Below are 24,608 nucleotides of genomic sequence, written 5' to 3' on the forward strand. Positions count from 1 at the left end.
CGGCGAAACGGCTTAAGCCTGCGGGCATGCAGAAAGTGATCACCTGGGCCGGTCGCGGCGCCCTGCTCGTCGTGCTGGCCGTGTGCGTCGTGGGCGCGCTGGACCCGAACTACAACGCCAAGAAGTGGGCGCCGCCGGCCGACGCCGTGATGCACATCATATACGGCTACCTGCTGACGGTGCTGTCGATCCTGGCGCTGCCGAAGATCAAGCCGTGGAAGATCGGCGGCTTCTACCTGGCGCTGGGCGCCGGGCTGGAGCTGACCCAGATCCTCGGCGTGGTGTCGGGCACCTTCCAGTGGAAGGACCTGATCTCCAACGTTGCCGGCGTGGTCGCCGCCCTCTTCCCGATGTGGCTGGCGCGCCGCAAGGCGCGCTAGCGCAGCACCGTAAAGCCGTACTTTCGGAACACGGCGGCGGCCTTGGGCGTGCTCATGAACGCCAGGAATTTGGCCGCATCCGGGTTCTTCGAACTGGCGACCACCGCGGCCGGATAGACGATCTTCGGGTGCGTGCCATCCGGGAACAGGCCGACGATGCGGACCTTGGGCTCCACCTTGGCGTCGGTGTCGTAGACGATCCCCAGCGGAGCCTCGCCCCGGGCCACGAACTGCAGCGCGGCCCGGACGTTCTCGGCCTGGACCAGCTTGCCCGAGACGCCGTCCCAGACGCCGAGCGCGGTCAGCGAGGCGCGCGCGTACTTGCCAGCCGGCACGTCGGGGCCGGCGACCGCGAGGCGCCCGGCGCCCAGGGCCTTGGCCAGCGGCATGCCCTTGCCGACCTTCAGCGCGACCTTGGAGTCGGCCGGGGCGATCAGGGCCAGGCGATTGGTCAGCAGGTCGCGGCGGCTGGCGGCGACGATCAGCTTGCGCTCGGCCAGATAGTTCATCCAGTCGCTGTCGGCCGAGATATAGACGTCGGCCGGCGCGCCCTGCTCAATCTGGCGGGCGATGGCCGAGGAGGCGGCGTAGGAGAAGCGCGCCTCGCCGCCGGCCTTCTCGTATTCGGCCCCGACCTCGTCGAGGGCGTTCTTCAGCGAGGCGGCGGCGAAGACGGTGACCGGCGCGGCGTGGGCCGCTCCGGCCATGAGGGCGGCGGCCAGCAGGCCGGCGGCCCAACGGATGAGCTTCATGAGGCGCGGGCTCCTAGTGCTTGTGCTCGCCCGCAGTCGCGGGCGTGGCGTTGGCGAGGCGGATGACTTCGATGGTCTCGACCATGCGGGCCGAGCGGGCCGGACGCAGGTCGTCCTCGACCACGATGCGGAACGGACCGTCGTCCTTCAGCGGGCCGGCGGCGTCCCGATCGGCCAGGATGATCTTGCCCTTGCGGGTGCCGGGATCGGTTTCGGCCAGTCCGAACACCACCTGATAACCGTCCTTGGCGGTGATGCGGATGACGGTCGCCAGTTCCGGGCCGCGCGCGCCCTTGCCGCTGGCCGCACCGACACGGGCGACGATATCGGCGAGCGGTGCGCCTTCGAAGGTCGAGGTCTTGCCGTGGTGGGTGACGGTCAGCTTGACCTGCGGCAGCGCCGCCAGGTCGGCGGCGGAGAGCGTCGCGGTCTGGCCGTCGGGGCCCTTCAGCGCCACGGTCTGGGCCATGGCCTGTCCGGCCAGCGACAGAGCCGCGAGCGCGGCGATCAGGGGAAGCGTGCGCATCGGGTTCCTATTCGACGGCCAGGATGACGTGGGGCGCCTTGACCAGGGCGGTGACGGCGTCGCCGGCCGTCAGCTGCATGATCTCTGCGCTCTCGCGGGTGATGGTGGCGACCAGGGTCTTGCCGTCGGCCAGAGCCAGGCTGATCTCACTGCTGACCGCCCCATCTTCGCGGCGCAGGACCTCGGTGCGCAGCTGGTTGCGGGCCGAGGTGATCAGCCCCTCGCCCTTTGCCAGGACGACGAAGCTGGACTTGATCAGGGCGATGGCCGGCTTGCCGACCGCCAAGCCCAGGTCCTCGACGCTCTGGCGGGTGACGATGGAGACGATGTCCACCCCGTCGGCGATCTTGAGGGTGACTTCGGAATTCACTGCGCCGGGAGTGATGTCGCTGACCACCCCGCGCAGGGCGTTACGTGCGCTGGTCTTCATGCCGAGACTCCAGAAGAGACCCCCGAGTTCATCGCCGCCGAGACCGGCCTCGATGCGCGCCAGGGCCGTGGCGAGTTCGGCCTCGACCTTCTGGAAGGCGGCGATCACCGCCCGCCCGCGATCGGTCACCTGGGCCGCGCCGCCCGAGCGGCCGCCGGGCTGGGCGGCGATCAAAGGCGCGTCGAAGAGATTGTTGAGCGCCTGAACCCCGTCCCAGGCGCCCTTGTAGCTGAGCCCCAGGCGCTTGGCCGCGGCGCTGATCGAGCCGAGTTCGGCCACCGCCTCGAGCAGGGCGATGCGCTCGGCCCCGACGCGGCTAGCGCCGCGCCGGAGGAACAGGGCTGCGTCCAGGGAGCCGTCGGCGCTCATCAGAGCCTCATGCGAAGGTCGGCGAAGAAGCTGCGCCCCTCTTCCGGGAAACCGTCGACCAGCTGGTAGTTTTCGTCGAACAGGTTGCGGCCGCCGACCACCAGGTCGATCTTCGGCGTCACCGCCCACTGCACCGACAGGTTGGTCAGGACGTAGTCCCCGGTCTTGTAGAAGCGCGGCGGATTGATCGCCGAGCTGGAGGTCACCGTCCAGCGATTGCTGGCGGCCTCGACCGTCGGGGTGATGCGAACGGTGTCGGTCACCTTCCAGTCGACATAGGCGAACAGCTTGTGGTCGGGGACGCCCTGCGGCTTGAACGCGGCGTTGGTCGGGTCGGTCAGTTCGCGGCGGATGTAGGTGTAGTTGCCGCCGAGCTGGATCGCGTCGGTGAGATCGGCCTTCAGTTCCAGTTCCGCGCCGTAGTACTCGCCGTCGCCCGCGTTGCGGGTCTGGTTGACGGTTCCGAAGGGCGGGCCGAGCGCGACCGGCACCTGGATCAGGGCGTCCTCGATGTCGCTGTAGAACAGCGCGCCGGAGACGTTGACCCGCGAGACCTGCGCCTGGCCGCCCAGCTCGAAGCTGGTCGCGCGCTCGGGCTTGACGTTCGGGTTGGGGATCGCGGTCCCGAACCGCGAGGAGAAGCGCTCGAACAGGGTCGGGAAGCGGGTGCGCGAGGACACGCTGGCGTGCAGCGAGGCCGCGTCGTTCACCTGCCAGCGGGCCGCCGCCTGCCAGTTCCAGGCGTCGTCGTCGGTCAGCGGGTAGTAGACGTACTGGCCGGCGTTGAAGTCCTCGGCCCGGTTCAGGTCACGCCAGTCGTAGGAGACGCCCAGCACGACATCGAGCGACTCGCCGAAGCTGTGGGTGTCCTCGATGGCCAGGGAGCCGGTCGTCTCGGTGGTGGTCTGGCGCGGCTCGACCAGGGCCGGGCTGAAGGTCTGCTGCCACTCCACGTGGCGGTCCTTACGATAGTAGGCCGCGACCTTCAGCGTGTTGGCGGAGGAGAGGTCGACGCCGAGCTCGACGTTCCCGCCATAGGCCTCGTCGTCATAGTAGGAGCGGAAGGCCCGCCCGAGGGTCTGGGTCGTCTGGGCGGCGTTGTCATACGAGAACAGGCCGTTCTCGAAGGTGTTGCGGTAGACCCGGGTCTTCAGCGTCGCGTTGTCGGCGATCCTGGTCGTGGTCAGGAACGACAGGCTGTCGATGTTCCAGTAGGGCCAGCTCCAGTAGCGGGTGCTGGCGGTGTCGGTCACGTGATAGGGCGCGTTCTTCGAGCCCTCCTGGCGGGTGAAGTTGATCGAGTATTCGTCGGTCTCGTTCGGCGTCAGGCCCGCCTTGACGTTGACACGCCAGTCCTCGCTGTTCGAGCGCGCCCGCTCGCCGCCGTCCTCCAGCACCGTCGGCTTGAAGTCGTCAGACAGGCTGAAGTGGTCGCGGTCGTACTTCGCGCCACTGACCTGCAGGTAGTAGAGGTCCTGGCGCGTGCCGATCCGACCCGAGACCGTGTAGGCGTTGTAGGTTCCGTCGCCGTCGAGATTGACGCCGGCGCGCAGTTCGCCGTCCAGCGCCTGGGTCGGCTTGCGGGTGACGAGGTTGATCGCCCCGCCCAGGCCGCCCGGACCGTCGAGCACCGAAACATAGCCCTTGGAGATCTGGATCTGCGACAGGTCGGCCGTCAGGAACCGCCCGAAGTCGATGCGGTTGTCGGCCGGCAGGAACACCCGAACGCCATCAATCGACAGCGTCGTCTGGAAGCGGTCGAAGCCGCGCACGAAGATCAGCCGCTCGTTGCGCGAGCCGCCGGAGTTGCCGGCGATCACGCCCGGCGCGAGATCCAGGGCGCGGTCGAGACTGACCTTGTCGAAGCGGCGCAGGTCCTCCGAGCCGATCACCGAGCCGCCGATCAGCTCCCCGCCGCGGGTGCGCGCGGTCACTTGCAGTTCGCCCAGGGTGTAGGCGTCGTCAGGTTGGGCGGCCATCACCGCCGTCGGAGAAGCCAGCGCCAGAAGCATTACAAGACGTCGCAACAGATCCACCCCGTTCGTTATGAAGTCATACTACATAACGCGACTCGATGAGCGGAGCCAAACGGGTTACGGCCAAGCTCAGCCCAGAGCGGTCATGATCACCCCCGCCGCCGTGGCCACGCCGCCCAGCATCTGGCGGACCGTGAGCCTTTCCTTGAACAGGCGACGCCCCGCCGCCGCGGCGATCGGCGCCTCGATCACGCCGACGGCGCGCACGGCGCCCGCCGGAGCCATGGCCAGGGCCGCGAACCAGCAGGCCGAGGCGGCCGCCCCGAAGAAGCCTGCGCCCAGCGACTGGCGCCACGAGGCGAACACCGCGCGCAGCGCCTGCGGACGCGTGGTCCCCAGGAAGACCAGCAGACCGATCGACTGCAGGGTCTGGGCGACGCAGACCGAGGCGGTGGCCGCGAACAGCGGGTGGGCTGGATCGAGGGCCACGCCGGCCTGGCGATAGGCGTTGAGGGTCACCCCGAAAGCCAGGCCCGAGGCCAGGCCGAACAGCGCCCCGTGCGCAGCCCCCTTCTCCGCCCCAGCCTTCGGCCAGGACAGCACCGCCAAGCCGGCGGTGGTCGCCGCAACGCCGATCCAGGCGTAAGCGCTGAGATGGTCGCCGACCAGCACGCCCATCAACGCCGCCAGCGGCAATGACGATTGCTGCATGAAGGTCGCCACCGCGAAGCCCGAGCGGCGCATGGCCACCAGCAGGGCCGCGGTCGCCGCCACCTGCCCGGCCGCACCGGCGCTGACCGCTGCGGCGAACCGCCAGGAGAACCGGGGGTCCGCATCGGGCGTGGCCAAGGCGACCGTCGCGAAGATCAGCAGGGCGAAAGGCAGGCCGAACAGAAAGCGCACCAAGGTCGCCCCCCAGGGGCCGGCGTCGCCGACCAGGCCGCGCTGCAAAGCGTTGCGCGCGACCTGCAGCGGCGCGGCGGCCGCCGTCAGTACAATCCAGAGCATGTCACGATGATCCGCTCATTGCGCGCAGGCGCGCGCCGCCGCGCCGGCAAGGCGGTGCGGGGTGCCCAAAAAACGTGGCCCCACGGGTCGGGGCCGAGCGGAGGCTAGAAGCCCGAGGCGATGGCGTCGGGCGCGCTCTTTTCCTTGCGGGCGAAGAGGTTGTTGAGCGCGTTGACATAGGCCTTGGCCGAGGCGGTCAGGGTGTCGGTGTCGGCGGCCTGGCCGGTGGCGATGCGGCCGTCCTCCTCCAGACGCACGGAGACCTGGGCCTGGGCGTCGGTGCCTTCGGTCACCGCGTGCACCTGGAACAGCCGCAGGATCGCGGTGTGCGGCACGACCTCGTGGATGGCGTTGAACACCGCGTCGACCGGCCCGTCGCCCGTGGCCGTGGCGGCGCGTTCCTCACCGTCGACCGTCACGGTCAGGGTGGCTTCCTGCGGACCGTCGGTGCCGGCGATCACGCGCAGATGTTTGACCTGGATGCGGTCCGCGCCCGAGGCCAGGGCGTCGTCGACCAGGGCGATGATGTCGTCGTCGAAGACGTGCTTCTTCTTGTCGGCCAGGTCCTTGAAGCGCTGGAAGGCTTCGTTCAGGGCGTTCTGGCCCAGCTCGTAGCCCAGTTCCTTCAGCTTCTCGCGGAAGCCGGCGCGGCCGGCGTGCTTGCCCATCACCAGGTTCGAAGCGCCCTGCCCGACGGTTTCGGGGCTCATGATCTCGTACGTGCCGCGGTCCTTCAGCATCCCGTCCTGGTGGATGCCGCTCTCGTGGGCGAAGGCGTTCTTGCCGACGATCGCCTTGTTGAACTGCACCGGGAAGCCGGTGATCGCCGAGACGTAGCGGCTGGCGCGGGTGATGTGCTGGGTCTCGATGCCGGTGTGGAACGGCAGCGCGTCGCCGCGGACCTTCAGGGCCATGACGACTTCTTCCAGCGCCGCGTTGCCCGCGCGCTCGCCGATGCCGTTGATCGCGACCTCGACCTGGCGGGCCCCGCCCTGCACGCCGGCCAGGCTGTTGGCGACGGCCAGGCCCAGGTCGTTGTGGCAGTGGGTCGAGAAGATCACGGTGTCGGCGCCGGGCACGTTCTCGATCAGGTCGCGGAAGATGTCCGCGTATTCCGAGGGATAGGTGTAGCCGACGGTGTCGGGGATGTTGATCGTCTTGGCGCCGGCCTTGATCGCGGCCTCGACGCAGCGGCGCAGGAACTCCTGCTCGGTGCGGGTGGCGTCCTGGGCCGACCATTCGACGTCGCCGCACAGGTTGCGGGCGTGGCCGACCGACTTGGTGATCATTTCCAGGATGTCTTCCTGGCTGGCCTTCAGGATGTGGTCGCGGTGGCTGGGGCTGGTCGACAGGAAAGTGTGGATCCGGCCGCGCTTGGCCGGGCGGATGGCCTCGGCGCAGCGCTCGATGTCGACCATGCCGGCGCGGGCCAGGCCGCAGATGGTGCTCTCGGTGACGATCTTCGAGATCTCGCGGACCGCTTCGAAGTCGCCGTTGGAGGCGATCGGGAAGCCGGCCTCGATGACGTCGACCCGCATGTCCTCGAGGATCTTGGACAGCTCCAGCTTTTCGTCCAGCGACATGGAGGCGCCGGGCGACTGCTCGCCGTCACGCATGGTGGTGTCAAAGACGATCACGCGATCACGAGAATCGCGGGCGGCGGCGTCGGATACGTTGGTCATTTGCGAACTCTTTTCGCGGGCATTCTGAGGGGGCGGGCGATGGGTTGAAGTGTCCCCTGAGCGCCCGGCCGCGGAGTCGCGCAGCCTAAAGGGTCGCCCAGGGGCGGCTAAGCCCCAGGTCAAGAAGAAGCAGGCTGTTCGGCTGCGTGCGCATGGCGCCGTGTGTACCCAAACGACGCCCCAGCCGCAAGACTATTGCGCAAAATCAACGCCTGAGGCGAATGCGCGCAAGAACCTTCCCCTTCGCCGCATCAGACGTTTTCCATCGCCAGCGCCTTCCAGACGGCCGGACGGGCGATCATCTTGACCATGTGCTCGCTGATCTTCGGGAACTGCGAGGGGTCGACCCCGTCGTCGTCCAGCCAGCTGGCGATGGTGAACAGATAGGGGTCGCAGACCGTGTACTGCTCGCCCATAACCCAGGGACCGGCGAACATTTCGTCTTCGATCAATTGGAAGCAGGTGGCCATGTTGTCGGCGACCTTCTCGCGCATCGCGGCCTGGGCGGCCGGATCGTCGGCCCAGCGCGAGGCGCGCGGGCCGTGGGCGTGGGCCACGTGCACGGTCGAGGCGAGATAGGCGTTGAACGCCTGGACCTGACCGAAGCCGAATGGGTCGCTCGGCGCCAGGCGCGCGTCGGGAAACGACTGGGCGATGAAGGCCAGTATCGACACGTTTTCGGTCAGGACGCCCAGATTCGTGACGAGCGCGGGCACCCGGCCCTTGGGATTGAGATCCAGGAACTCGGGCTTGTGCTGGTCGCCGGCCCGCAGATCCATGCGGATCGCCTCGTACTCGGCGCCGGCCTCCTCCAGCGCGATGTGCGAGGCCAGGGCGCAGGAGCCGGTCGAATAGAAGAGCCTGAGCATCAGTCGTCCTTCATCGGCCCGCTGATCGCGTCCTCGCGCGACTTCAACCAGTTGCGGGCGAACCAGCCGATGGCGATCCAGACGGCGATGATCAGGGCGAGCCACAGCAGGTGGGCGCCGCCCTCGCCTTTCAGCACCTGGACGATGGAATTGCCGGCGAAGGCGGTGAGCACGATCTTCGGCACGATGCCGATCGCCGTGCCGAAAGCGAAGTCGCGCATCCGCATCGGGGTGACGCCCGCGGCCATGTTCACGACGATGAACGGCGCCGAGGGCACCAGCCGCACGATCAGGCTGGCCAGGAAGCCGTTGCGGCCGACCAGGTCCATGAACCGCTGCACGCCCTGGCTCGACAGCAGCTGCAGGCTGCGCGCGCCGGCCGTCCGGCCGAGATAAAACCCGACCAGGGCCGAGACCATGGTCCCGATCCAGCTGTAGGCGAAACCGGTCCAGGCCCCGAAGGCGACCACCGCGGCGGCGATGAGCACGAACTGCGGCACTCCGACGAAGGCGAGAATCGCGAAGGCGGCGACGGCCACCGGCAAGGCCCAGGGCCCGTCGGAGGCCAGGCCCAGCCAGCGCTCGACCGTCGCCTCGCCGTCGAAGCCCAGCACCTGCGCGCCGAACAGGAAGACCACGCCGACGCCGCCGAACAGCACGAAGGACACGGCCAGCGTGCGCCAGGCCTTGGCGTCCATTTCGGTGAGGAAGCGGATGATGCGGCGCATCGCTCTCCCGTCGCCTGTTCGCGCCGCGTGGTCAAGCAGACCTCGCGCCCGCAGCGCCCGGTCGCTAGGCTGGCGCCATGCTTCAGGCGGTCGACATCCTCAGCGTCCAGACCCGCGGGCGTGGGCTGCACGAGATCAGCGCCGAAGTCCGGCGCTGGACCGAACGGCAGGGCGTGACGACCGGGCTGCTGACGGTCTTCTGCCGGCACACCTCAGCCTCGCTGCTGATCCAAGAGAACGCGGCGCGCGAGGTGCGCAGCGACCTGGAGGCCTATTTCGAGGCGATCGCGCCCGAAGCGCCGGGCCGATACGCGCACGACGACGAAGGGCCCGACGACATGCCGGCCCACATCCGCGCCTCGCTGACCGGAGTGCAGCTCTCGATTCCGATCATCGGCGGGACCCCGGCGCTGGGGACCTGGCAGGGCGTCTATCTGTTCGAACATCGCCGTCAGCCACACCGCCGCGAGGTGGCGCTGCATCTGCTGGGCGAGGCCTAGATCAGCCGCCGGCGGCCGGCTTCCAGTCCGGGCCGGGGATCGCGTTGACCATCCACGGAATGCCGAACTGGTCGGTCAGCGCCCCGTAGCCCGGCGACCAGAAGGTCTCGGCGAACGGCATCGTGACCTTGCCGCCTTGCGAGAGAGCATCGAACACGCGGCGGGCCTCGGCCGCGTCCTCGCTGTGGAAGGTGACGTCGAAGCCGTTCTTGGGCTTGTCGATATTCGGCGCGAACTCGGGTGCCATGTCCGCGCCCATCAGCGCCTGGTCGCCGGCCTCCAGCCAGCAGTGCATCAGCCAGTCCTTGTACTTGGGATCGACCGGCATGTCGGGCGGACCCTCGCCGTACGGAAAGGCGGCGGTGACCTTGCCGCCCAGGACCTTGGCGTAGAAGTCGAAGGCGGCCCGGCATTGGCCTTGGAAGCTGAGGCTGGTGACGATCTTCATGGGGCGTCTCCTCGGAGGCGGCCGGCGTCGGCCGCGCCCTGACGACAACGCCGAACGGCGCATTTCGTCGCCTCTCGACGGCGGAGCCCGGGCAGGCCATCAAGGGGCTCGATGGCGGACGCGGCGGACATTCGGCCCGAGGGCGGCGACGGACGGGACGCGCTGCGCGTCCAGGCCATCGCCGCGGCCATGGCGATCATCGCCGACCAGGGATTGGCGGCGCTGTCGATCCGCGACCTCGCCCAGGCCATCGGCAAGAGCACGACCGTCATCGTCAACCTGTTCCAGACCAAGGCCGGCCTGCTGGCCGCGGTGGCCGAAGCCGGACTGCAGGCCGACGACGAGTTCCATGCGCGGTTCCTGGCGCAAACTCGGGGCGCGCCGCTCGAGCGCTCGACCCTGCGCGTCCTGGCGACGGGCTACATTGTCCGGCGCGCCGCGCCCGAGGCGCGCTTCGTGCGCGTGTGGGAAGAGTACCTGACCGACCACGAGGCCTGCCTCGCCGCCGGCCCGCAGCTGCGAGCCTGGGCGCACCTGCGCGAGCGGGCCTGGGCCGAACTTCTGGCGCGCGCGCCGGCGTTCGCAAGGCTGACTCCGGTGCTGGCGCCCTATCTTGCCATGGAAGGGCTCTACGCCAGCGCCCTGATAGGCCGGGCCGACTACGACCTGCTGCTGGGCGAGGCGCTGGACGGGCTGATGGCGCGAGCGCTCGACGCGCCGTCGCCGCCGACACCGGTGCTCGACTGGATCGAGGCCGGCCTGACGCCGCCAGAACCACCCGGCCTGGAAGCCGGATCGATGAAACTGCGGCTGCTCGACATCGCCGCCGACCTGATCATGGAGGGCGGCGTCGGAGCGGTGACCAACCGCTCGGTCACCCAGCTCGCCAAGGCGTCGACCTCGACGATCCTCTACCACTTCGGCGACATGCGGACGTTCCTGTCCCAGGCCATCTGGCACAGCGTATTCCGCGAGATCCCAACCTATCTTGACTGGCGCCGCCCGCTCGACCGCAGCCGGCCGGCGGACCTGGCGGCGTGGTCCGAACTCATGGCCGCGACCTTGAAGCTCGCCCCGCCCGGCGCCCCCGCGGGCGCCGGCTTCTATGTGAAGTACGCCCGGCTGATCGCCCAGATCTGCCTGCTGGCGCGGCGCGATCCGGCCTTCCAAGACCTGGCTGCGCTGCTGCGCGGTCCGGAGGGCGGCGGGACCTATGCGCGCCGCGAAGCGATCTGGCCGCCGCAGTTCGCGCTGACACGGATGAGCGCCGCGCATTTCGCCATCTGGATCAAGGGCCGGGCGCTGCTGAACGCCATCGAGCCGCTCCCGGCCGAAGCCCCGCGGATGCAGCTGGAAGCTGCGGCGCTGGCCATCGCGCCCCGAGCCTGAGAGACCGAACAATCGTTTTTCTTGCTCGCATAACGATGCGCGTCATTAAAGCATCGCAAGCCGACACTATAGCCCACCCGCATCGAACGACTGCTTTTTCGCGTGACCCAGTTCGGGGCGGGGATATCCATGAAAATCAAGTCCAAAGCGGCGATCGCCGCTGTTCTGCTGACCGGCGCCAGCGCCGCCGCCATGCCGGCCTATGCCGATGACGCGGCCCAGGTCGACGAGCTGATTGTCACCGCCCGGCGGCGGGCGGAGTCCGAGCAGAAGGTGGCCACGGCGCTGACCGTGATCAGCGGCGACGAGCTGGAACGCCGCAACATCGAGACCGTCAACGACCTCGAGAACAGCGTGCCGAACCTTGAGGTCACCAGCCAGCTGGGGGGCGGCCAGCCGCAGTTCCGGATCCGCGGCGTCGGCATGACCGACTATGCGGCCAACAACACCTCGACCGTCGGCGTCTATATCGACGAGGTCGCCTATCCCTACGGTTCGATGACCCAGGGCGCGCTGTTCGACGTCGCCCGCATCGAGGTTCTGCGCGGACCGCAGGGCATTCTTTACGGCCGCAACACCACCGGCGGCGCGGTCAGCGTCATCACCAACGCCCCGACCAAGACCTTCGACGCCGGGATCAACGCCTCGTACGGCCGCTACAACGCGGTCCACGCCGACGGCTTCGTCTCCGGCCCGCTGACCGACACTCTGTCGGCGCGCCTGGCCGCCACGATCGACCAGGGCGGCGCCTGGCAGTACCACCGCGACACGCTGGAAGAGCTGGGCGACAAGGACCGCTGGGCGGTGCGCCTGCGCCTGGACTGGCAGCCGACCGACGCCACCCAGATCGACGGCTCGCTGCGCTACAACCGCGACCAGTCGGACGGCCTGGGCCTGCGCCTTGTCACCCGCCCCTTCCAGTCGCACAACTATGCGCCGATCGGCCGGCTCTACCCGATCGACACCGAGCACCGCATCACCGGCTGGGGCATCAGCCCCTACTTCGCCAACCTGATCGGGGTGTCGCCGAACGCCAAGCCGTTCCGCGACAACGAGGGCTGGGGCGCCAATGTCCGCCTGCGCCACGACTTCGGCTGGGCGGCGCTGACCGCCGTCGCCGCCTACGAGACCCTGGAGCGGCGCGAGTTCAACGACTGGGACGCCACCGCCTCGAACGAGGCCGGGACGTTCTTCTTCAACGACATCGAGACCCTGTCGCAGGAAGTGCGGCTGGTCTCGCCGGCCGAGGGCGCCTTCCGCTGGCTGGCCGGCCTCTACCACTCGACCGAGACCGTGGACGGCGGCTTCTACTCGGACTTCTCGGAAGCCTCGACCCTGCGCAACTGGATGAGCACCAGCTACACGCAGGAGGTCCAGACCACCGGCGTGTTCGGCAACATCGACTATGACCTGACCGAACGGCTGACGGTGTCGGCGGGCCTGCGCTACGAGGACGAGACCCGCGAGCTGAAGGACTTCCTGACCCAGGTCCTGGCTCCGGTCCCGAGCCGCCTGGCCTCGACCAACGCCGAGCAGTCGATGGGCGAGTGGTCCGGCAAGGTCGGCCTGGAATACAAGGCCAGCGACGACATCCTGCTGTTCGCCAGCGCCGCCCGCGGCGTGAAGTCCGGCGGCTTCACCACCTACAACAGCGGCCTGCCCCAGCAGCTCGAGCCGTTCACGCCCGAGACGCTCTACGCCTATGAGGCCGGGGTGAAGTCGGAGTTCTTCGACCGCAAGCTGCGGGTCAACCTCTCGGCCTTCTACTACGACTACCGCGACCAGCAGCTGCAGGGGATCCTCTACACCCAGACCGGCCGGGTCGGGCGGATGATCAACATCCCGAAGTCGCACATCTGGGGCGGCGAGCTGGAGCTGACCTGGCGGCCGACCGATCGCCTGACCATCAACCAGTCGCTGGGCTACAAGTACGGCGAGTACGACGAGTTCTACTTCGTGAACTCGGCCGCGACCGAGGCCGCGCGCGATCCGGTCACCGGCCAGTACAACACCATCGTCTACAGCGACCGTTCGGGCGAGCGCCTGCCCTTCCCGCGCGCCGACTACAAGGGCGCGATCAGCTATGTGATGGACGTCGGCCCCTGGCAGTTCGAGGCCGAGACCAACTACAACTATCGCAGCTCGCTGTTCAGCACGACGTCGAACTCGGTGATCGGCGACTACTGGCTGGTCAACGCCAACCTGACCGCGCGCCCGATCAACGGCAACTACTCGGTCGGGCTGTGGGTGAACAACGCCCTCGACAGCTACTTCGAAGAGACCCGCAACGCCTTCATCTCGGCGGCCACCGCCACCCCGCATCCGCCGCGCACCTACGGCGTGCGGATGAGCTGGCGCTACTGATCCCCCCGGGGCCCGCGCCCCACTCGGGCCCCAGCACTGGCCCGCCGGGCAGGACGCGCCCGGCGGGCATCTTTGCATTCGGAGAGCATGCATGGCCCTCGACCGCCGAACCTTGATCGGAACCGGACTGGCGCTGGGCGCGGCCAGCGCTGGGCCAGCCTTGGCCGCGCCCTCGCCCTTCCAGCACGGCGTCGCGAGCGGCGAGCCGGGCGCCACGAGCGTGCTGCTGTGGACGCGCCTGACCGGCGTCGGCGAAGCGGGCGGCCGCTGGCGGCTGGCCCGCGATCCGCAGATGCGCGACGTCGTCGCCCAGGGCGAGTTCACGGCCAGGGCCGAGCGCGACTTCACGGTCAAGGCCGAACCGGCCGGCCTGAGCCCCGGAACCGACTACTGGTACCAATTCGAAGCCGCCGGCGCCGCCTCGCCGGTTGGGCGCACGCGGACGCTGGCCCGCGGGCGGCTCGACGAGCTCAACCTCGTGGTCGCGTGCTGCGCCATGTACACGATGGGCCGGTTCCACGGTTACCGCGCCATCGCCGAGCGGCCGGAGCTCGACGCGGTGCTGTTCGTCGGCGACTACATCTACGAGTACGGCGCATCGAACTATCCGGGCATGGCCACGCTGCGCCCCGCCGACCCGCCGCACGACGCCCTGACGCTGAGCGACTATCGCCGCCGCTTCGCCCAGGCGCGGACCGACGCCGACCTGCAGGCCGCCCACGCCCGCGCGCCGTGGATCTGCACCTGGGACGACCACGAGATCGCCAACGACGACTGGACCGGCGGGGCGCAAGGCCACGCGGCTGAGCGCCAGGGCGACTGGGAGATCCGCAAGACGGCGGCGGTGCGCGCCTACTACGAGTGGATGCCGATCCGCGATCCGGAGGCGGCCGATCCCTATGGCGTCCAGCGGGCGGCGGCGTTCGGCGACCTCGCGACGTTGATTGTCCCTGAGACGCGGCTCAAGGCGCGCGGGCAGCAGCTGAACATCCAGCGCGACCTGGACTTCACCACCGGCCCGGACGGAACCAAGATCCCCGACATCGACGGCTTCCGCCGCAAGATCGCCGCGCCCGAGCGCGCCATGCTCGGCGCCCAGCAACTCGACTGGCTGGCGCGCGAGGTCGAGGGCTCGGTCGCCGCCGGCCGCCCGTGGGTGCTGCTGGGCAGCGCCACGATCATGGGCGACTACGACTATCCGGACATGTCGGACTTCGCGCCGGCCAGCGGCCAGCTCAAGGGCTTCTTCGAGATGACCCGGTTGCAGATTCCGCTGCTGAACCTCGACGCCTGGAGCGGCTACGGCGCCGAGCGCCAGCGGATCTACGACATCCTTCGCCGCGCCGGCGCCAAGACGGTCGTGCTGTCAGGCGACAGCCACATGGCCTTCGCCAACGAACTGCACGACGCCCAGGGTCAGGTCGCGCTGGAGGTCGCCGCGACGACGATCACCGGCCCGTCGCTGGGCGCGGTGCTGGCCATGAACGACGCGCCGCTGGGCGAGCGCCTGGCCGCCAACAACCGCGACATCGCCTGGTGCGACCACCGGGCCATCGGCTTCATCGCCGTGCGGCTCACGCGTGAAACCGTGACCGCGGAGTTCATCGCCGTGGCCGATCCGCGCGGATCGGACCCGACCACCATGCTCGCGCGGCGCGTCGAAGCGCGCGCCGGAGAGCCTTGGCGCTTCGACCAGAAGGTGTAGCCCCCGGGAACGACAAGCGCGGCCGGAACGTTCGTCGCAGGCGTCCCGACTGCGGGCGCTGAGGGCGGGACAGCTATGATGACGCGACGACTGACGGCCGTGGGCGCGGGCGCTCTTTCCTTGCTGGCCGCCGCGGCTGCGACTTCGGCCCGAGCCGAGGACGAATGGAGCGTCACGGTCAGCCCCTATGTCTGGGCCGGCTCGCTCGACGGCAAAGCGGCGCTGGCCGGACTGCGCACCCATGTCGACGTGCCGTTTTCAGAGGCTATGGAGAACCTGGACCTGGCCGCCCTGGCCGAGGTCGAGATCATGCGCGGCCGCTGGGGGCTCTATCTCGACGGCCAGTACGTGAAGAGCAGCCAGGAGCAGGAACTGCTGGCCCAGCAGCTGGGCCTCGGGATCACCAAGGTCAACGCCATGGCCGGGATCTTCTACCGGATCTACGACTCTCCCCAGGGCGGCGACACGGTGACCGGCGAGCCGCGGCGCTTCGTGGTCGAGCCGATGGTCGGGGTGCGCTGGACCAAACTGAAGGCCGACGTCGAGGTGCTGGGCTTTGCGACCTCGAAGAAGGCCGACTGGACCGAGCCGTTCATCGGCGTCCGCTCCAGCCTCGATCTCACCGACCGCTGGAACCTATCCGGCCAGGCGGACGTCGGCGGCTTCGACATCGACGACAAGCGCAGCGTCAACGCCCAGGCCTTCGTCGGCTACCGCACGCAGCTGCTGAGCCGACCCGCGGTGCTGCGGGCCGGCTACCGGGTGCTCTACCAGTCGTACGAGACCGACGACTTCACCGGCCAGACCTTCCGCTGGGACGTCACCCAGCAGGGTCCGGTGGTGGGATTGAGCCTGGGCCTTTAGTCCCTACTGCAGGCCAAGGAACTTGAACGGCGGGGCCTCCTTGAACTGGGCCGAGACCTCGCCCGCATAGACGTTGCGCTGGTCCTTGCCGAGATCGAGCCGCTTCACCTTGCCGGTCTCTCGCGTGAAGTCGAGCTTGGTCAGGTCGACCCAGAAGGTGTTGGGCGTGAGGGCGGATTCGAAGAAGTACAGCTTGCGCTTGTGGTCGGCGACCGTGCGCCAGCGGGTCGAGGAGATGTTCGGCTGGTCGGGCGTGGTGATGCCGAACGGCACCGAGGCGTTTCGGATCACCCCGAACATGCTGGCCAGGGCCTCGACGGGGTCCTCGCTCTTGGGAATGGCGTTCGTATAGAACGACGCGCGAGCGAACCGGTCGGCGGACCGATTGGTCCCGGGCAGCATCACCGTGCCGCCGATTTCCTTCCAGTAGGCGTTGAGGGCCAACTGCTCGTCGAAGGTCGGGGAGTTGGTCATCACCTGATACTTCCGGTCGTGGTGGATGACCTGCTTGCCGCCGATGTACTCGACGATGGCGCTGTCGCCGCTGGCGTCCGACATCGACAGGTGCAGGGTCGCCAGGCGCTGCTCGCCGGGTACGGCGTCGGTGACGATGGTGAAGGGCTCCTTCTCCAGGGCGGCGACCGCCTCGCTGACCGTGGCGAAGTTATCGAGCACGTACTGCGCCCAGGCCGCGATGGTCAGGCCCGGCTTGGAGCCCTTGCCGAAAGCCGGATACTCCGACTCCACCAGCCACAGGACATTTGCGACGAGGCCCGCGTTCATGCCGTCGGTGGTCGAGATGTCATAGCCGGTGGCGATCACGCTGCCGTACTTCGAGGTCCACTTGATGGAGTTGGGCCCGGCCTGACCGTCGTGGCTCATGCCGCGCGGGAAGACATAGAGGTTCGTCTGGACGTCGACCTTCCAGTCCATCGACCGGGCGGTGATCACGTCGTTGTTGGCGCCGAGATAGACCACGCGGGTGCAGGCGTTGGCCGCCGCCGGGACGAGCACCAGGGCCGCGGCCGCCAACAGGCCCGGCAAAATGGACAGCACAGAATTGAACACAGCCGTTCTCCAGCCAGGCCCGCCCCCGCCGCGCCTCGCAATGCGATTTCCCACGCCCTGCAATTGCAAGTGTTGTCGCAACACCCGTCGGCAAGCAAGCGCCCTTGGTTGGGGCATAACGATATAAGGATATCTTTATATCACCCTTGACGAACCGGCACGATCGGCGCTGAATGGCGGCGTCGTGGTTCTCTGGGGCGCTCGCGCTCCAAGAGCTAAGAGGGAATCCGGTGACGACGACGCATCCTCCGATGCGGCGTCCATGCCGGGGCTGCCCCCGCAACTGTGAGCGGCGAGCCGAGGTCCATCTGTGTGTCACTGGCGTCATTCTGCGCTGGGAAGGCCGGACCAGAGCGTCGACCCGTGAGCCAGGAGACCTGCCTCGACAGATAACGTCCTCCGGCGGGGTGTCCGGTCAGGCCGCAAGCCTGTCGCGTCGACGCTCCCTCGCCGGCGTGTGCGCGCTCGCGACCGAGCCATGCCTCGCCACAACAGAATGGCAGAGGCTATGTCCGTCACCGTCGCCACCCTTGGATTTCCCCGTATCGGTCCCCGCCGCGAGCTGAAGACCGCCCTCGAACGCTATTGGTCGGGCAAGTCCGACCGCGCCGAATTGCTGGCCTTGGCCGCCGACCTGCGCGCCAGGACCTGGCGGCGCCAGGCGCAGTTGGGCGTCGACCACGTGCCCAGCAACGACTTCTCGCTCTACGACCATGTGCTCGACACCAGCGCCATGGTCGGCGCGATCCCCACGATCTACGGCTGGACCGGCGGACCGCTGGACGTGGACACCTATTTCGCGATGGCGCGGGGCGCCCAGGGCGAGGCCGAGCACGCCGAGTGCGGCCACGGCCATCGCCACGCGGTCGACGTCCCGGCCGCCGAGATGACCAAGTGGTTCGACACCAACTACCACTACCTGACGCCGGAAGTGTCGCCGGGCCAGACTTTCCAGCTCGCCTCCACCAAGGCGATCGACGAGTTCGTCGAGGCCAAGGCGCTGGGCGTCGTCACCCGGCCGGTGCTGCTGGGGCCCGTGACCTTCCTGAAACTGGCCAAGAGCAAGGTCGAGGGCTTCGACCCGCTCAGCCTGCTGGACGACCTGCTGCCGGTCTACGCGACGGTGCTGAACCGGCTGGAGCAGGCCGGCGCCCGGTGGGTGCAGATCGACGAGCCGTGCCTGGTCACCGACCTCGCCGACGCCGACCGCAAGGCCCTGCACCGGGCCTACCGCCTGCTGGCCCGCACGGCGCCGGGGGTGAAGCTGATGCTGACCACCTATTTCGGCGGACTGGACGACAACCTGGAGACCGCGCTCGCCCTGCCGGTCGCCGGCCTGCACGTCGACCTGGTGCGTGCGCCCGAGCAGTTCGACCGGGTGCTGGCCAACGCGCCGAGCGGAATGGTGCTGTCGCTCGGCGTCATCGACGGGCGCAACGTCTGGCGCGCAGATCTTGAGCGGCTGCTGGACCGGCTGGAGCCGCTGCTGGCCACCGACCGCGAGGTGGTGCTGGCGCCGTCCTGCTCCCTGCTCCACACGCCGATCGACCTGGCCCAGGAGAAGACGCTCGATGAGGACGTGCGCTCCTGGCTAGCCTTCGCGGTCCAGAAGATCGAGGAGCTCGTCGTCCTCGCCCAAGCCCTGAACACGGGACGCGGCAGCGTCGCCGAGGCGCTGGCCGCCTCGACCGCGGCGGCGAAGGCCCGGGCCGTTTCACCGAAGATCCACGATGCTGCGGTCGCCGAGCGGCTGGCCGCAGCCACCCCGGCCATGGCCCAGCGGACCTCGGGCTTCAGCCGCCGCCAGGCGCTGCAGATCCCGCGGCTCGACCTGCCGGCGTTTCCGACCACCACGATCGGCTCGTTTCCGCAGACCGACGAGGTCCGCAAGGCCCGCGCCGCCCATGACAAAGGCGACCTCAGCGACGCCGACTACGCCGCCTTCCTGCGCGAAGAGACCGCCCGCACCGTGCGCTGGCAGGAGGAGATCGGTCTCGACGTCCTGGTCCACGGCGAGTTCGAGCGCAACGACATGGTCCAGTACTTCGGCGAGCAGCTCAGCGGCTTCGCCTTCACCAAACAAGGCTGGGTGCAGTCCTATGGATCGCGCTGCGTGCGCCCGCCGATCCTGTATGGCGACGTCTCGCGGCCGGCGCCGATGACGGTCGAGTGGTGGCGCTACGCCCAGAGCCTGACCCAGCGACCGATGAAGGGGATGCTGACCGGGCCGGTGACGATCCTGAATTGGTCGTTCGTGCGCAACGACGTCCCGCGCGAACTGGCTTGTCGGCAGATCGCCTTAGCGATCCGCGACGAGGTGCTCGACCTCGAAGCGGCCGGGGCCAAGATCATCCAGATCGACGAGGCCGCCCTGCGCGAGGGCCTGCCGCTGCGGCGCGCCGACTGGGACGGCTACCTCGCCTGGGCGGTCGAGTGCTTCCGGCTGACCGCCGGCGGCGTCGCCGACCACACCCAGATCCACACCCACATGTGCTACTCCGAGTTCAACGACATCATCGCCGCGATCGGAGCGATGGACGCGGACGTCATCTCGATCGAGACCGCCCGCTCCCAGATGGAGCTGCTCGACGCCTTCGCCGGCTACGCCTATCCGGCCGAGATCGGCCCCGGGGTCTATGACATCCACTCGCCGCGCGTGCCGGCCGTCGCCGAGATGGGCGACCTGCTGACCGCCGCCCGTACGCGGCTGTCGTCGGGCCAGCTGTGGGTCAATCCGGACTGCGGGCTGAAGACGCGCAGGTGGCCGGAGACCCGCGCCGCCCTGGTCAACATGGTCGAGGCGGCGAGAACCGCGCGGGCCAGCTGATTACAGCCCTGCGGCCGCGGCTATGCGGCGGCCGCAGGGTCTAGTAGGAGCGCTGCCGGATCCCCCAGCGGCCGTTCTCGCAGGTGACGATCCAGAGGTTGGCGTGGCGGCTGAGCACGTCGCCGCCCTCCCCGTCGCGCGAGTATTCGATCAGCAGGTGGACCTTGCTCGGACTGGAAAGCACCGCGCGCTTGTCCTGGTAGGTGCTGCGCCGCCAGCCGCGGGCGGCCAGCCCCTCGAAGAAGTCGGCCGGCAGTTGGCCTCGGGTCTTCCAGACGATCAGCTGCTCGCCGTCGAGAATGACGTGCGGAAAGTGCAGCAGATCGTCCATGCCCGCTGCGTCGCGGGCGTTGAAGCGCTCGGTAAAGGCCTCGACGCAGGCGATGGCGGCGGCGATCGCCTGGCGATGCTCGATCCGCTTGGACATGTGCACGGCCACGCCCCCGTTAAGGGCCTCCTCGCGGTCGATCCGGTAGCCGAGCGAGGCGTAGAGCGCGATGTTCGCCGCGAAGCGCTGGTTGGTGTAGAGCCGCACGCCCGCCAGCCCGGCGTCAGCGGCGATCTGCTCGGCCAGCGCCATCAACCGAACGCCGAAACCGCGGCTCTGGAAGGCCGGCCGCACGGCGACGTTGACGACCAGCAACTGATCGCCATCGGCCACCGTCTGGATCAGCGCCGCCAACGCCTCACCGGCGTACAGCAGGTCGAAACGATGCGCCTGCAGCGCCTGGGCGTAGTCGACCTGCATCGGCAGCGGTTCGCGGCCGATCAGCGGGACCCATTTCGCATAGGCCTCGCGGGTCAACGCGCCGATTGCCCCGGCGTCGGCCGGTCCCCCAAGGCGAAGGCTCACCGCTTGGTCCATCTCACCCCCACTCACGCCCGGTGAAGCTTAGCAGCGACTTGCGCCCGCGGGGGCGGAATCGGCGCCGCGGTTCGCTTGCCCGCTTTGCCTTTGCGCGGCCTTCGGTTAAACCGCGCGCGTTCCATTCAACCTGCTCCGGGAGTCTGCCCGCCATGTCGCTCGAATCCTCCGCGCTCGCCCGCGTCAAGCCGTCCGCCACCCTGGCGGCCGATGCGAAAGCCCGGGAACTGAAAGCGCAGGGCCGCGACGTGATTTCGCTGGCGGCGGGCGAGCCGGACTTCGACACGCCCGACAACATCAAGGAAGCCGCCATCAAGGCGATCCGCGAGGGCAAGACCAAGTACACCAACGTCGACGGCATTCCGGAACTGAAGGAAGCCATCGTCGCGAAGTTCCAGCGCGAGAACGGCCTGACCTACAAGACCAGCCAGGTGAACGTCTCGCCCGGCGGCAAGCCGGTGATCTGGAACGCCATGATCTCGACGCTGAACCCCGGCGACGAAGTGATCATTCCGACGCCGTACTGGGTCAGCTACTGGGACATCGTGCTGCTGGCCGGCGGCACGCCCAAGGCCGTGGCCACCTCGGATGCGACCGGCTTCAAGCTGCAGCCCGCCGACCTGGAAGCGGCGATCACGCCGAAGACCAAGTGGGTGTTCCTGAACTCCCCGTCGAACCCGTCCGGCGCGGCCTACACCAAGGAAGAACTGCGCGGCATCGCCGACGTGCTGCTGCGCCATCCGCACGTGTGGATCCTGACCGACGACATGTACGAGCACCTGGTGTTCGGCGACTTCCAGTTCTGGACCATCGCCCAGGTCGAGCCGGCGCTCTACGACCGCACCCTGACCATGAACGGGGTCAGCAAGGCCTACGCCATGACCGGCTGGCGGATCGGCTACGCGGCCGGCCCGGAAGCGCTGATCAAGTCCATGGCCAAGGTGATGAGCCAGACGACCTCGAACCCGGCCTCCATCTCGCAATGGGCGGCGGTCGAGGCGCTGAACGGCACCCAGGAGTTCATCAAGCCGAACGCCAAGCTGTTCGAAGCCCGCCGCGACCTGGTGGTCTCGATGCTGAACCAGGCCAACGGCATCGCCTGCCCGACCCCGGAAGGCGCGTTCTACGTCTATCCGTCGGTGGAAAAGCTGCTGGGCAAGAAGAGCCCCTCCGGCAAGGTCATCGAAAACGACCAGGATTTCGCGGTCGAACTGCTGGAACAGGAAGGCGTCTCGGTGGTGTTCGGCGCGGCCTTCGGCCTCTCGCCGTTCTTCCGCATCAGCTACGCGACCTCGAACGCGGTGCTCGAAGACGCCTGCAGCCGCATCCAGCGCTTCTGCGCCAACGTGGCCTAAGTCCTCGGCTTACAGCTGAAAGTGAAAACGGCCCGGATTGCTCCGGGCCGTTTTTGCTTGAAGGCCTAGTGCTTCTCGCGCCAAGCCGCCTTGGCGGCTTCCTTGGTCAGGTTCAATCGGACCTTCTCGTCCACCACGTCGTCCACCCAGGAGAGCGGGATGAGGTGGTGCTTGAGCCCTCCGCCGAGGTCGAGCTTGGCGAGCTCGATGTCGTCGCCGATGACGTGGTCGACGCGGCCGACGTGGCCGCCGTCCGAGCCGATGACTTCCATATGTTCGCGAATGCCGGGATGCATGGCGTTTCTCCTGCTACTCGGTGTTTCGGGGGTCGCAGGAGAACGAACCCGCCGCCGGGCGGTTTCAGCTTGGCCGGAGATAAAGGGCCGCTACCGCGCCTCTCGCCAGGCGGCCCTCGCCGCCCCGCCATTGAGGTTCAGCCGGATCTGATCGCCGTCGATGTCGTGGACCCAACTGACCGGGATCAGGCGCCGGCGGCTCGCGCCGTCCGGCTTCACCTCGGCCAGTTCGATGTCGTCGCCGACGACATGGTTGACGTGCCCCAGATGGCCGCCGTCTGAGCCGATGATTTCCATCCTGGAGCGAATGAAGGTCGCCATGCGCATCTCCTGGGTGTCGTGCGCCGGGAGAACGGGCGTAACCTTAACGGGTTTCAGCTGGCCGCCAATTTTGAACAGATTTGCTCTAACACCCTAAAATATCTCAACTATCGGTAGCTCATTGCGCAATTTCTACGCAGCTGACCCGAGATCAAGGATGTCTTCTTCGGCGCCGGCCGCCGGCAGGTGGAAGACGATGGTGCAGACCGCCCCGTCCCGCGCAAAATCGAGATCGACCACCCCGTCGAGTTGATGCGCCAGACCGCCGACGATGACCCGCGTCCCGAAACCGCGGCGATCTGGAGCCTCGACCGGCGGCCCGCCGATTTCCCGCCAGATGATGCGGATCTGGCGCGGACCGGAGCCCGGCGTCAGGGTCCAGGTCACCTGCACGTGACCATCGTCGTTGGAGAGTGCGCCGTACTTCACCGCGTTGGTGGCCAGTTCGTGGAACGCCATGCCGAGGGCGACGGCGGTGTTGGGCGGCAGCCAGACCGCTTCGCCGGTTACGATCACTCGCTCGCCGTGATCGCCGCCGTAAGGACTGAGTTCGCTCTCGATCAACTCGGCCAGGCTGACGCCGGTCCAGTTGTCCCGCGTCAGCAGGTTGTGGGCCTGGGACAGGGCGATCAGACGCGCCTCGAAGCTCTTGCGCACGCTGTTGACGTCGGCGCCGTGGCGAAGGCTCTGAGCGGCGATCGACTGGACTGTCGCCAGGGTGTTTTTCACCCGATGGTTCAACTCGTCCAGCAACAGCTTCTGGCGCGCCTCGGCGGCGATGCGCGCCACGATCTCGCGCTCTGCGGCCAGACGCGCCCTCACCTGCCGCCAAGTCGCCAGGCAGACCAGGGTTGTCGCCAACAGGCCGCCGATGATGAACGCCAGCGAGACCCATCGGTCGGCGCCATGGTCGTAGTCGCTCCGGGCGCGATAGATGATGGTCCATGTACGCCCGGCGATGTCGAGCGTGCGCGTCGCCACCAGGCCGCCGCGTTGCGCCGCCGCTTCCGGCGACTGACTGAGCAAGGTGCTGACCGAGGGCGAGCCGTCATAGACCGCGTAATCGAGCCCCGCGCCTTTGGCCGCCGGCAGCACGCTGGCCAGCAGGTCGCCGGCCTGGAACGGAGCGTAGACGAACCCTTCCAGCCGCTCCCGGCGCACTTCGACGGTGTCGGGGACGTCCCCTCCGCGATAGACGGGCTCGTAGATCAGGAAGCCCGCCTGACGTTTGGTCTCGACCTCCTCGATCGCCTCGACCTTGCCTGACAGCGCTGGAAGCCCCGTATCGCGCGCCCGGTCCATGGCCTCGCGCCGCACCGGGAAGGCGTACATGTTGAAGCCGAGCGCCCGCCGGTTCACGAAGTCGAGCGGCTCCAGATAGACGATGGCGTAGAACTCACCATCGCCCGGCGGCCGCAGCGGGGCGTCGGGCACGCCCTCGGCGCGCATGTAGGTGATCAGGTCCGGCCCGCCGCCGGCGGCCGCGCGCTTGGTGTAGCCGATGCCCTGGATGCCGGGATAGCGGCGCGTCAGCTCCACGCGCTGGGCGAAGGCGCGGAACTCGCTGGCGCTGACGTCTTCGCTGGCGGCGAACAGCCCAGCACCGGCCCGCAGCACGGCCATGTAGGTGTCCAGGCGATTGGCGACCGCCTCGTTAGCCTGGTCGACGATGGCGTCGAAGCGCAGGCTTTCCCGCGCCTGCCGCCCCTGTTCCATCATGTAGGAGCCGGACAAGGTGGCGACGAGACCGACCGCCGCGACGATGGCTGGCCAGGTGAGGACCGGCCATCCCCTCACCCGCTCCATCAGTCTCTCGCGAAAGCTGGCCGCCACGGCGTCATCCGATCCTAGCCGACATCAACGCCTTAGCTCCGAATAGGCGCCCA

The 24,608-nt window shown here is 68.5% G+C and carries 22 protein-coding genes and 1 riboswitch; of the genes, 8 read left to right on the forward strand and 14 right to left on the reverse strand.

Translation table 11 applies throughout. From position 1 onward, the window contains the following. The first annotated feature begins 26 nt into the window (after positions 1 to 26). Positions 27 to 380, forward strand: a complete 354-nt coding sequence (locus tag ACSQ2H_RS13875; RefSeq protein WP_436061975.1) for a hypothetical protein — start codon at positions 27 to 29, stop codon at positions 378 to 380. On the opposite strand, the gene modA is transcribed toward ACSQ2H_RS13875, so the two are convergent. From modA to ACSQ2H_RS13915, 8 genes are all read right to left on the reverse strand, one after another. Further along, positions 377 to 1,132, reverse strand: coding sequence for a molybdate ABC transporter substrate-binding protein (modA, locus tag ACSQ2H_RS13880; protein ID WP_436061976.1), 756 nt, complete (start codon positions 1,130 to 1,132; stop codon positions 377 to 379). The two genes, ACSQ2H_RS13875 and modA, sit on opposite strands and share 4 nt — an antisense overlap. A gap of 13 nt (positions 1,133 to 1,145) precedes the next feature. Then, the gene (locus tag ACSQ2H_RS13885; protein WP_436061977.1) at positions 1,146 to 1,658 is read right to left on the reverse strand and encodes a molybdopterin-binding oxidoreductase; all 513 of its coding nucleotides are present in this window, start codon (positions 1,656 to 1,658) and stop codon (positions 1,146 to 1,148) included. A 7-nt stretch (positions 1,659 to 1,665) separates the two neighbouring features. Next, positions 1,666 to 2,457 (reverse strand): TOBE domain-containing protein, encoded by a 792-nt coding sequence (locus ACSQ2H_RS13890; protein WP_436061978.1) that lies wholly within the window; start codon positions 2,455 to 2,457, stop codon positions 1,666 to 1,668. Further along, complete coding sequence (locus tag ACSQ2H_RS13895; protein WP_436061979.1) at positions 2,457 to 4,469, reverse strand: TonB-dependent receptor plug domain-containing protein; 2,013 nt, start codon at positions 4,467 to 4,469, stop codon at positions 2,457 to 2,459. The genes ACSQ2H_RS13890 and ACSQ2H_RS13895 overlap by 1 nt, the downstream gene beginning before the upstream one ends. A 93-nt stretch (positions 4,470 to 4,562) precedes the next feature. Then, entirely contained in the window at positions 4,563 to 5,441 is an 879-nt protein-coding gene (locus ACSQ2H_RS13900; RefSeq protein WP_436061980.1) for an EamA family transporter, read from the reverse strand. Between the two features lie 104 nt (positions 5,442 to 5,545). Next, positions 5,546 to 7,123 carry a 2-isopropylmalate synthase gene (locus ACSQ2H_RS13905; protein ID WP_436061981.1) on the reverse strand — a complete coding sequence of 526 codons (1,578 nt, stop codon included), beginning with the start codon at positions 7,121 to 7,123 and terminating at the stop codon, positions 5,546 to 5,548. Positions 7,124 to 7,374: 251 nt separating this feature from the next. After that, on the reverse strand, positions 7,375 to 7,992 hold the full coding sequence (locus tag ACSQ2H_RS13910; protein ID WP_436061982.1) for a glutathione S-transferase family protein: 618 nt from the start codon (positions 7,990 to 7,992) through the stop codon (positions 7,375 to 7,377). Further along, positions 7,992 to 8,720: a TVP38/TMEM64 family protein gene (locus ACSQ2H_RS13915; protein WP_436061983.1), complete on the reverse strand. Its 729-nt coding sequence runs from the start codon at positions 8,718 to 8,720 to the stop codon at positions 7,992 to 7,994. Before ACSQ2H_RS13915 ends, ACSQ2H_RS13910 begins: the two co-directional genes overlap by 1 nt. 77 nt (positions 8,721 to 8,797) lie before the next feature. Between ACSQ2H_RS13915 and ACSQ2H_RS13920 the strand changes: the two genes are divergently transcribed. Beyond that, complete coding sequence (locus tag ACSQ2H_RS13920; protein ID WP_436061984.1) at positions 8,798 to 9,220, forward strand: secondary thiamine-phosphate synthase enzyme YjbQ; 423 nt, start codon at positions 8,798 to 8,800, stop codon at positions 9,218 to 9,220. Between the two features lies 1 nt (position 9,221). On the opposite strand, the gene ACSQ2H_RS13925 is transcribed toward ACSQ2H_RS13920, so the two are convergent. Next, complete coding sequence (locus ACSQ2H_RS13925; protein ID WP_436061985.1) at positions 9,222 to 9,668, reverse strand: VOC family protein; 447 nt, start codon at positions 9,666 to 9,668, stop codon at positions 9,222 to 9,224. 111 nt (positions 9,669 to 9,779) lie between these two features. Between ACSQ2H_RS13925 and ACSQ2H_RS13930 the strand changes: the two genes are divergently transcribed. From ACSQ2H_RS13930 to ACSQ2H_RS13945, 4 genes are all read left to right on the forward strand, one after another. After that, positions 9,780 to 11,057 carry a TetR/AcrR family transcriptional regulator gene (locus ACSQ2H_RS13930; RefSeq protein ID WP_436061986.1) on the forward strand — a complete coding sequence of 426 codons (1,278 nt, stop codon included), beginning with the start codon at positions 9,780 to 9,782 and terminating at the stop codon, positions 11,055 to 11,057. A 129-nt stretch (positions 11,058 to 11,186) separates the two neighbouring features. Beyond that, complete coding sequence (locus ACSQ2H_RS13935; protein ID WP_436061987.1) at positions 11,187 to 13,421, forward strand: TonB-dependent receptor; 2,235 nt, start codon at positions 11,187 to 11,189, stop codon at positions 13,419 to 13,421. Between the two features lie 91 nt (positions 13,422 to 13,512). Further along, complete coding sequence (locus tag ACSQ2H_RS13940; protein ID WP_436061988.1) at positions 13,513 to 15,126, forward strand: alkaline phosphatase D family protein; 1,614 nt, start codon at positions 13,513 to 13,515, stop codon at positions 15,124 to 15,126. A 78-nt stretch (positions 15,127 to 15,204) separates the two neighbouring features. Continuing rightward, positions 15,205 to 15,990 (forward strand): hypothetical protein, encoded by a 786-nt coding sequence (locus tag ACSQ2H_RS13945; protein ID WP_436061989.1) that lies wholly within the window; start codon positions 15,205 to 15,207, stop codon positions 15,988 to 15,990. Positions 15,991 to 15,993: 3 nt separating this feature from the next. On the opposite strand, the gene ACSQ2H_RS13950 is transcribed toward ACSQ2H_RS13945, so the two are convergent. Then, entirely contained in the window at positions 15,994 to 17,058 is a 1,065-nt protein-coding gene (locus ACSQ2H_RS13950) for a linear amide C-N hydrolase (protein WP_436061990.1), read from the reverse strand. 168 nt (positions 17,059 to 17,226) lie between these two features. Beyond that, positions 17,227 to 17,457: riboswitch (cobalamin riboswitch) on the forward strand. Positions 17,458 to 17,566: 109 nt separating this feature from the next. On the opposite strand from ACSQ2H_RS13950, the gene metE reads away from it, so the two are divergent. Further along, the gene (gene metE / locus ACSQ2H_RS13955; RefSeq protein ID WP_436061991.1) at positions 17,567 to 19,885 is read left to right on the forward strand and encodes a 5-methyltetrahydropteroyltriglutamate--homocysteine S-methyltransferase; all 2,319 of its coding nucleotides are present in this window, start codon (positions 17,567 to 17,569) and stop codon (positions 19,883 to 19,885) included. A gap of 40 nt (positions 19,886 to 19,925) precedes the next feature. Here metE and ACSQ2H_RS13960 read toward each other — a convergent pair whose 3' ends face one another. After that, on the reverse strand, positions 19,926 to 20,738 hold the full coding sequence (locus ACSQ2H_RS13960) for a GNAT family N-acetyltransferase (protein WP_436061992.1): 813 nt from the start codon (positions 20,736 to 20,738) through the stop codon (positions 19,926 to 19,928). A gap of 164 nt (positions 20,739 to 20,902) precedes the next feature. Here ACSQ2H_RS13960 and ACSQ2H_RS13965 point away from each other — a divergent pair, with 164 nt between their 5' ends. Next, a complete protein-coding gene (locus ACSQ2H_RS13965) occupies positions 20,903 to 22,105 on the forward strand; it encodes a pyridoxal phosphate-dependent aminotransferase (protein ID WP_436061993.1) in 1,203 nt (400 codons plus the stop codon). A gap of 65 nt (positions 22,106 to 22,170) precedes the next feature. On the opposite strand, the gene ACSQ2H_RS13970 is transcribed toward ACSQ2H_RS13965, so the two are convergent. From ACSQ2H_RS13970 to ACSQ2H_RS13980, 3 genes are all read right to left on the reverse strand, one after another. Continuing rightward, a complete protein-coding gene (locus tag ACSQ2H_RS13970; RefSeq protein WP_436061994.1) occupies positions 22,171 to 22,401 on the reverse strand; it encodes a DUF2171 domain-containing protein in 231 nt (76 codons plus the stop codon). A gap of 90 nt (positions 22,402 to 22,491) precedes the next feature. Continuing rightward, positions 22,492 to 22,722 carry a DUF2171 domain-containing protein gene (locus tag ACSQ2H_RS13975; protein ID WP_436061995.1) on the reverse strand — a complete coding sequence of 77 codons (231 nt, stop codon included), beginning with the start codon at positions 22,720 to 22,722 and terminating at the stop codon, positions 22,492 to 22,494. A gap of 132 nt (positions 22,723 to 22,854) precedes the next feature. Beyond that, positions 22,855 to 24,555 (reverse strand): CHASE domain-containing protein, encoded by a 1,701-nt coding sequence (locus ACSQ2H_RS13980; RefSeq protein WP_436061996.1) that lies wholly within the window; start codon positions 24,553 to 24,555, stop codon positions 22,855 to 22,857. Positions 24,556 to 24,608: the final 53 nt, after the last annotated feature.

It is taken from the genome of Phenylobacterium sp. LjRoot97, assembly GCF_964254345.1.
Classification (GTDB): Bacteria; Pseudomonadota; Alphaproteobacteria; order Caulobacterales; family Caulobacteraceae; genus Phenylobacterium.

Excerpts from the sequence above, each read along its gene's own strand:
- ACSQ2H_RS13945 (WP_436061989.1), top strand. The coding sequence starts at position 15,205 with ATGACGCGACGACTGACGGCCGTGGGCGCGGGCGCTCTTTCCTTGCTG.
- ACSQ2H_RS13885 (WP_436061977.1), bottom strand. The coding sequence starts at position 1,658 with ATGCGCACGCTTCCCCTGATCGCCGCGCTCGCGGCTCTGTCGCTGGCC.
- ACSQ2H_RS13970 (WP_436061994.1), bottom strand. The coding sequence starts at position 22,401 with ATGCATCCCGGCATTCGCGAACATATGGAAGTCATCGGCTCGGACGGC.
- ACSQ2H_RS13940 (WP_436061988.1), top strand. The coding sequence starts at position 13,513 with ATGGCCCTCGACCGCCGAACCTTGATCGGAACCGGACTGGCGCTGGGC.
- ACSQ2H_RS13920 (WP_436061984.1), top strand. The coding sequence starts at position 8,798 with ATGCTTCAGGCGGTCGACATCCTCAGCGTCCAGACCCGCGGGCGTGGG.
- ACSQ2H_RS13975 (WP_436061995.1), bottom strand. The coding sequence starts at position 22,722 with ATGGCGACCTTCATTCGCTCCAGGATGGAAATCATCGGCTCAGACGGC.
- ACSQ2H_RS13965 (WP_436061993.1), top strand. The coding sequence starts at position 20,903 with ATGTCGCTCGAATCCTCCGCGCTCGCCCGCGTCAAGCCGTCCGCCACC.
- ACSQ2H_RS13895 (WP_436061979.1), bottom strand. The coding sequence starts at position 4,469 with ATGCTTCTGGCGCTGGCTTCTCCGACGGCGGTGATGGCCGCCCAACCT.
- metE (WP_436061991.1), top strand. The coding sequence starts at position 17,567 with ATGTCCGTCACCGTCGCCACCCTTGGATTTCCCCGTATCGGTCCCCGC.
- ACSQ2H_RS13890 (WP_436061978.1), bottom strand. The coding sequence starts at position 2,457 with ATGAGCGCCGACGGCTCCCTGGACGCAGCCCTGTTCCTCCGGCGCGGC.
- ACSQ2H_RS13875 (WP_436061975.1), top strand. The coding sequence starts at position 27 with ATGCAGAAAGTGATCACCTGGGCCGGTCGCGGCGCCCTGCTCGTCGTG.
- ACSQ2H_RS13915 (WP_436061983.1), bottom strand. The coding sequence starts at position 8,720 with ATGCGCCGCATCATCCGCTTCCTCACCGAAATGGACGCCAAGGCCTGG.
- ACSQ2H_RS13930 (WP_436061986.1), top strand. The coding sequence starts at position 9,780 with ATGGCGGACGCGGCGGACATTCGGCCCGAGGGCGGCGACGGACGGGAC.
- modA (WP_436061976.1), bottom strand. The coding sequence starts at position 1,132 with ATGAAGCTCATCCGTTGGGCCGCCGGCCTGCTGGCCGCCGCCCTCATG.
- ACSQ2H_RS13910 (WP_436061982.1), bottom strand. The coding sequence starts at position 7,992 with ATGCTCAGGCTCTTCTATTCGACCGGCTCCTGCGCCCTGGCCTCGCAC.
- ACSQ2H_RS13900 (WP_436061980.1), bottom strand. The coding sequence starts at position 5,441 with ATGCTCTGGATTGTACTGACGGCGGCCGCCGCGCCGCTGCAGGTCGCG.
- ACSQ2H_RS13935 (WP_436061987.1), top strand. The coding sequence starts at position 11,187 with ATGAAAATCAAGTCCAAAGCGGCGATCGCCGCTGTTCTGCTGACCGGC.
- ACSQ2H_RS13905 (WP_436061981.1), bottom strand. The coding sequence starts at position 7,123 with ATGACCAACGTATCCGACGCCGCCGCCCGCGATTCTCGTGATCGCGTG.
- ACSQ2H_RS13925 (WP_436061985.1), bottom strand. The coding sequence starts at position 9,668 with ATGAAGATCGTCACCAGCCTCAGCTTCCAAGGCCAATGCCGGGCCGCC.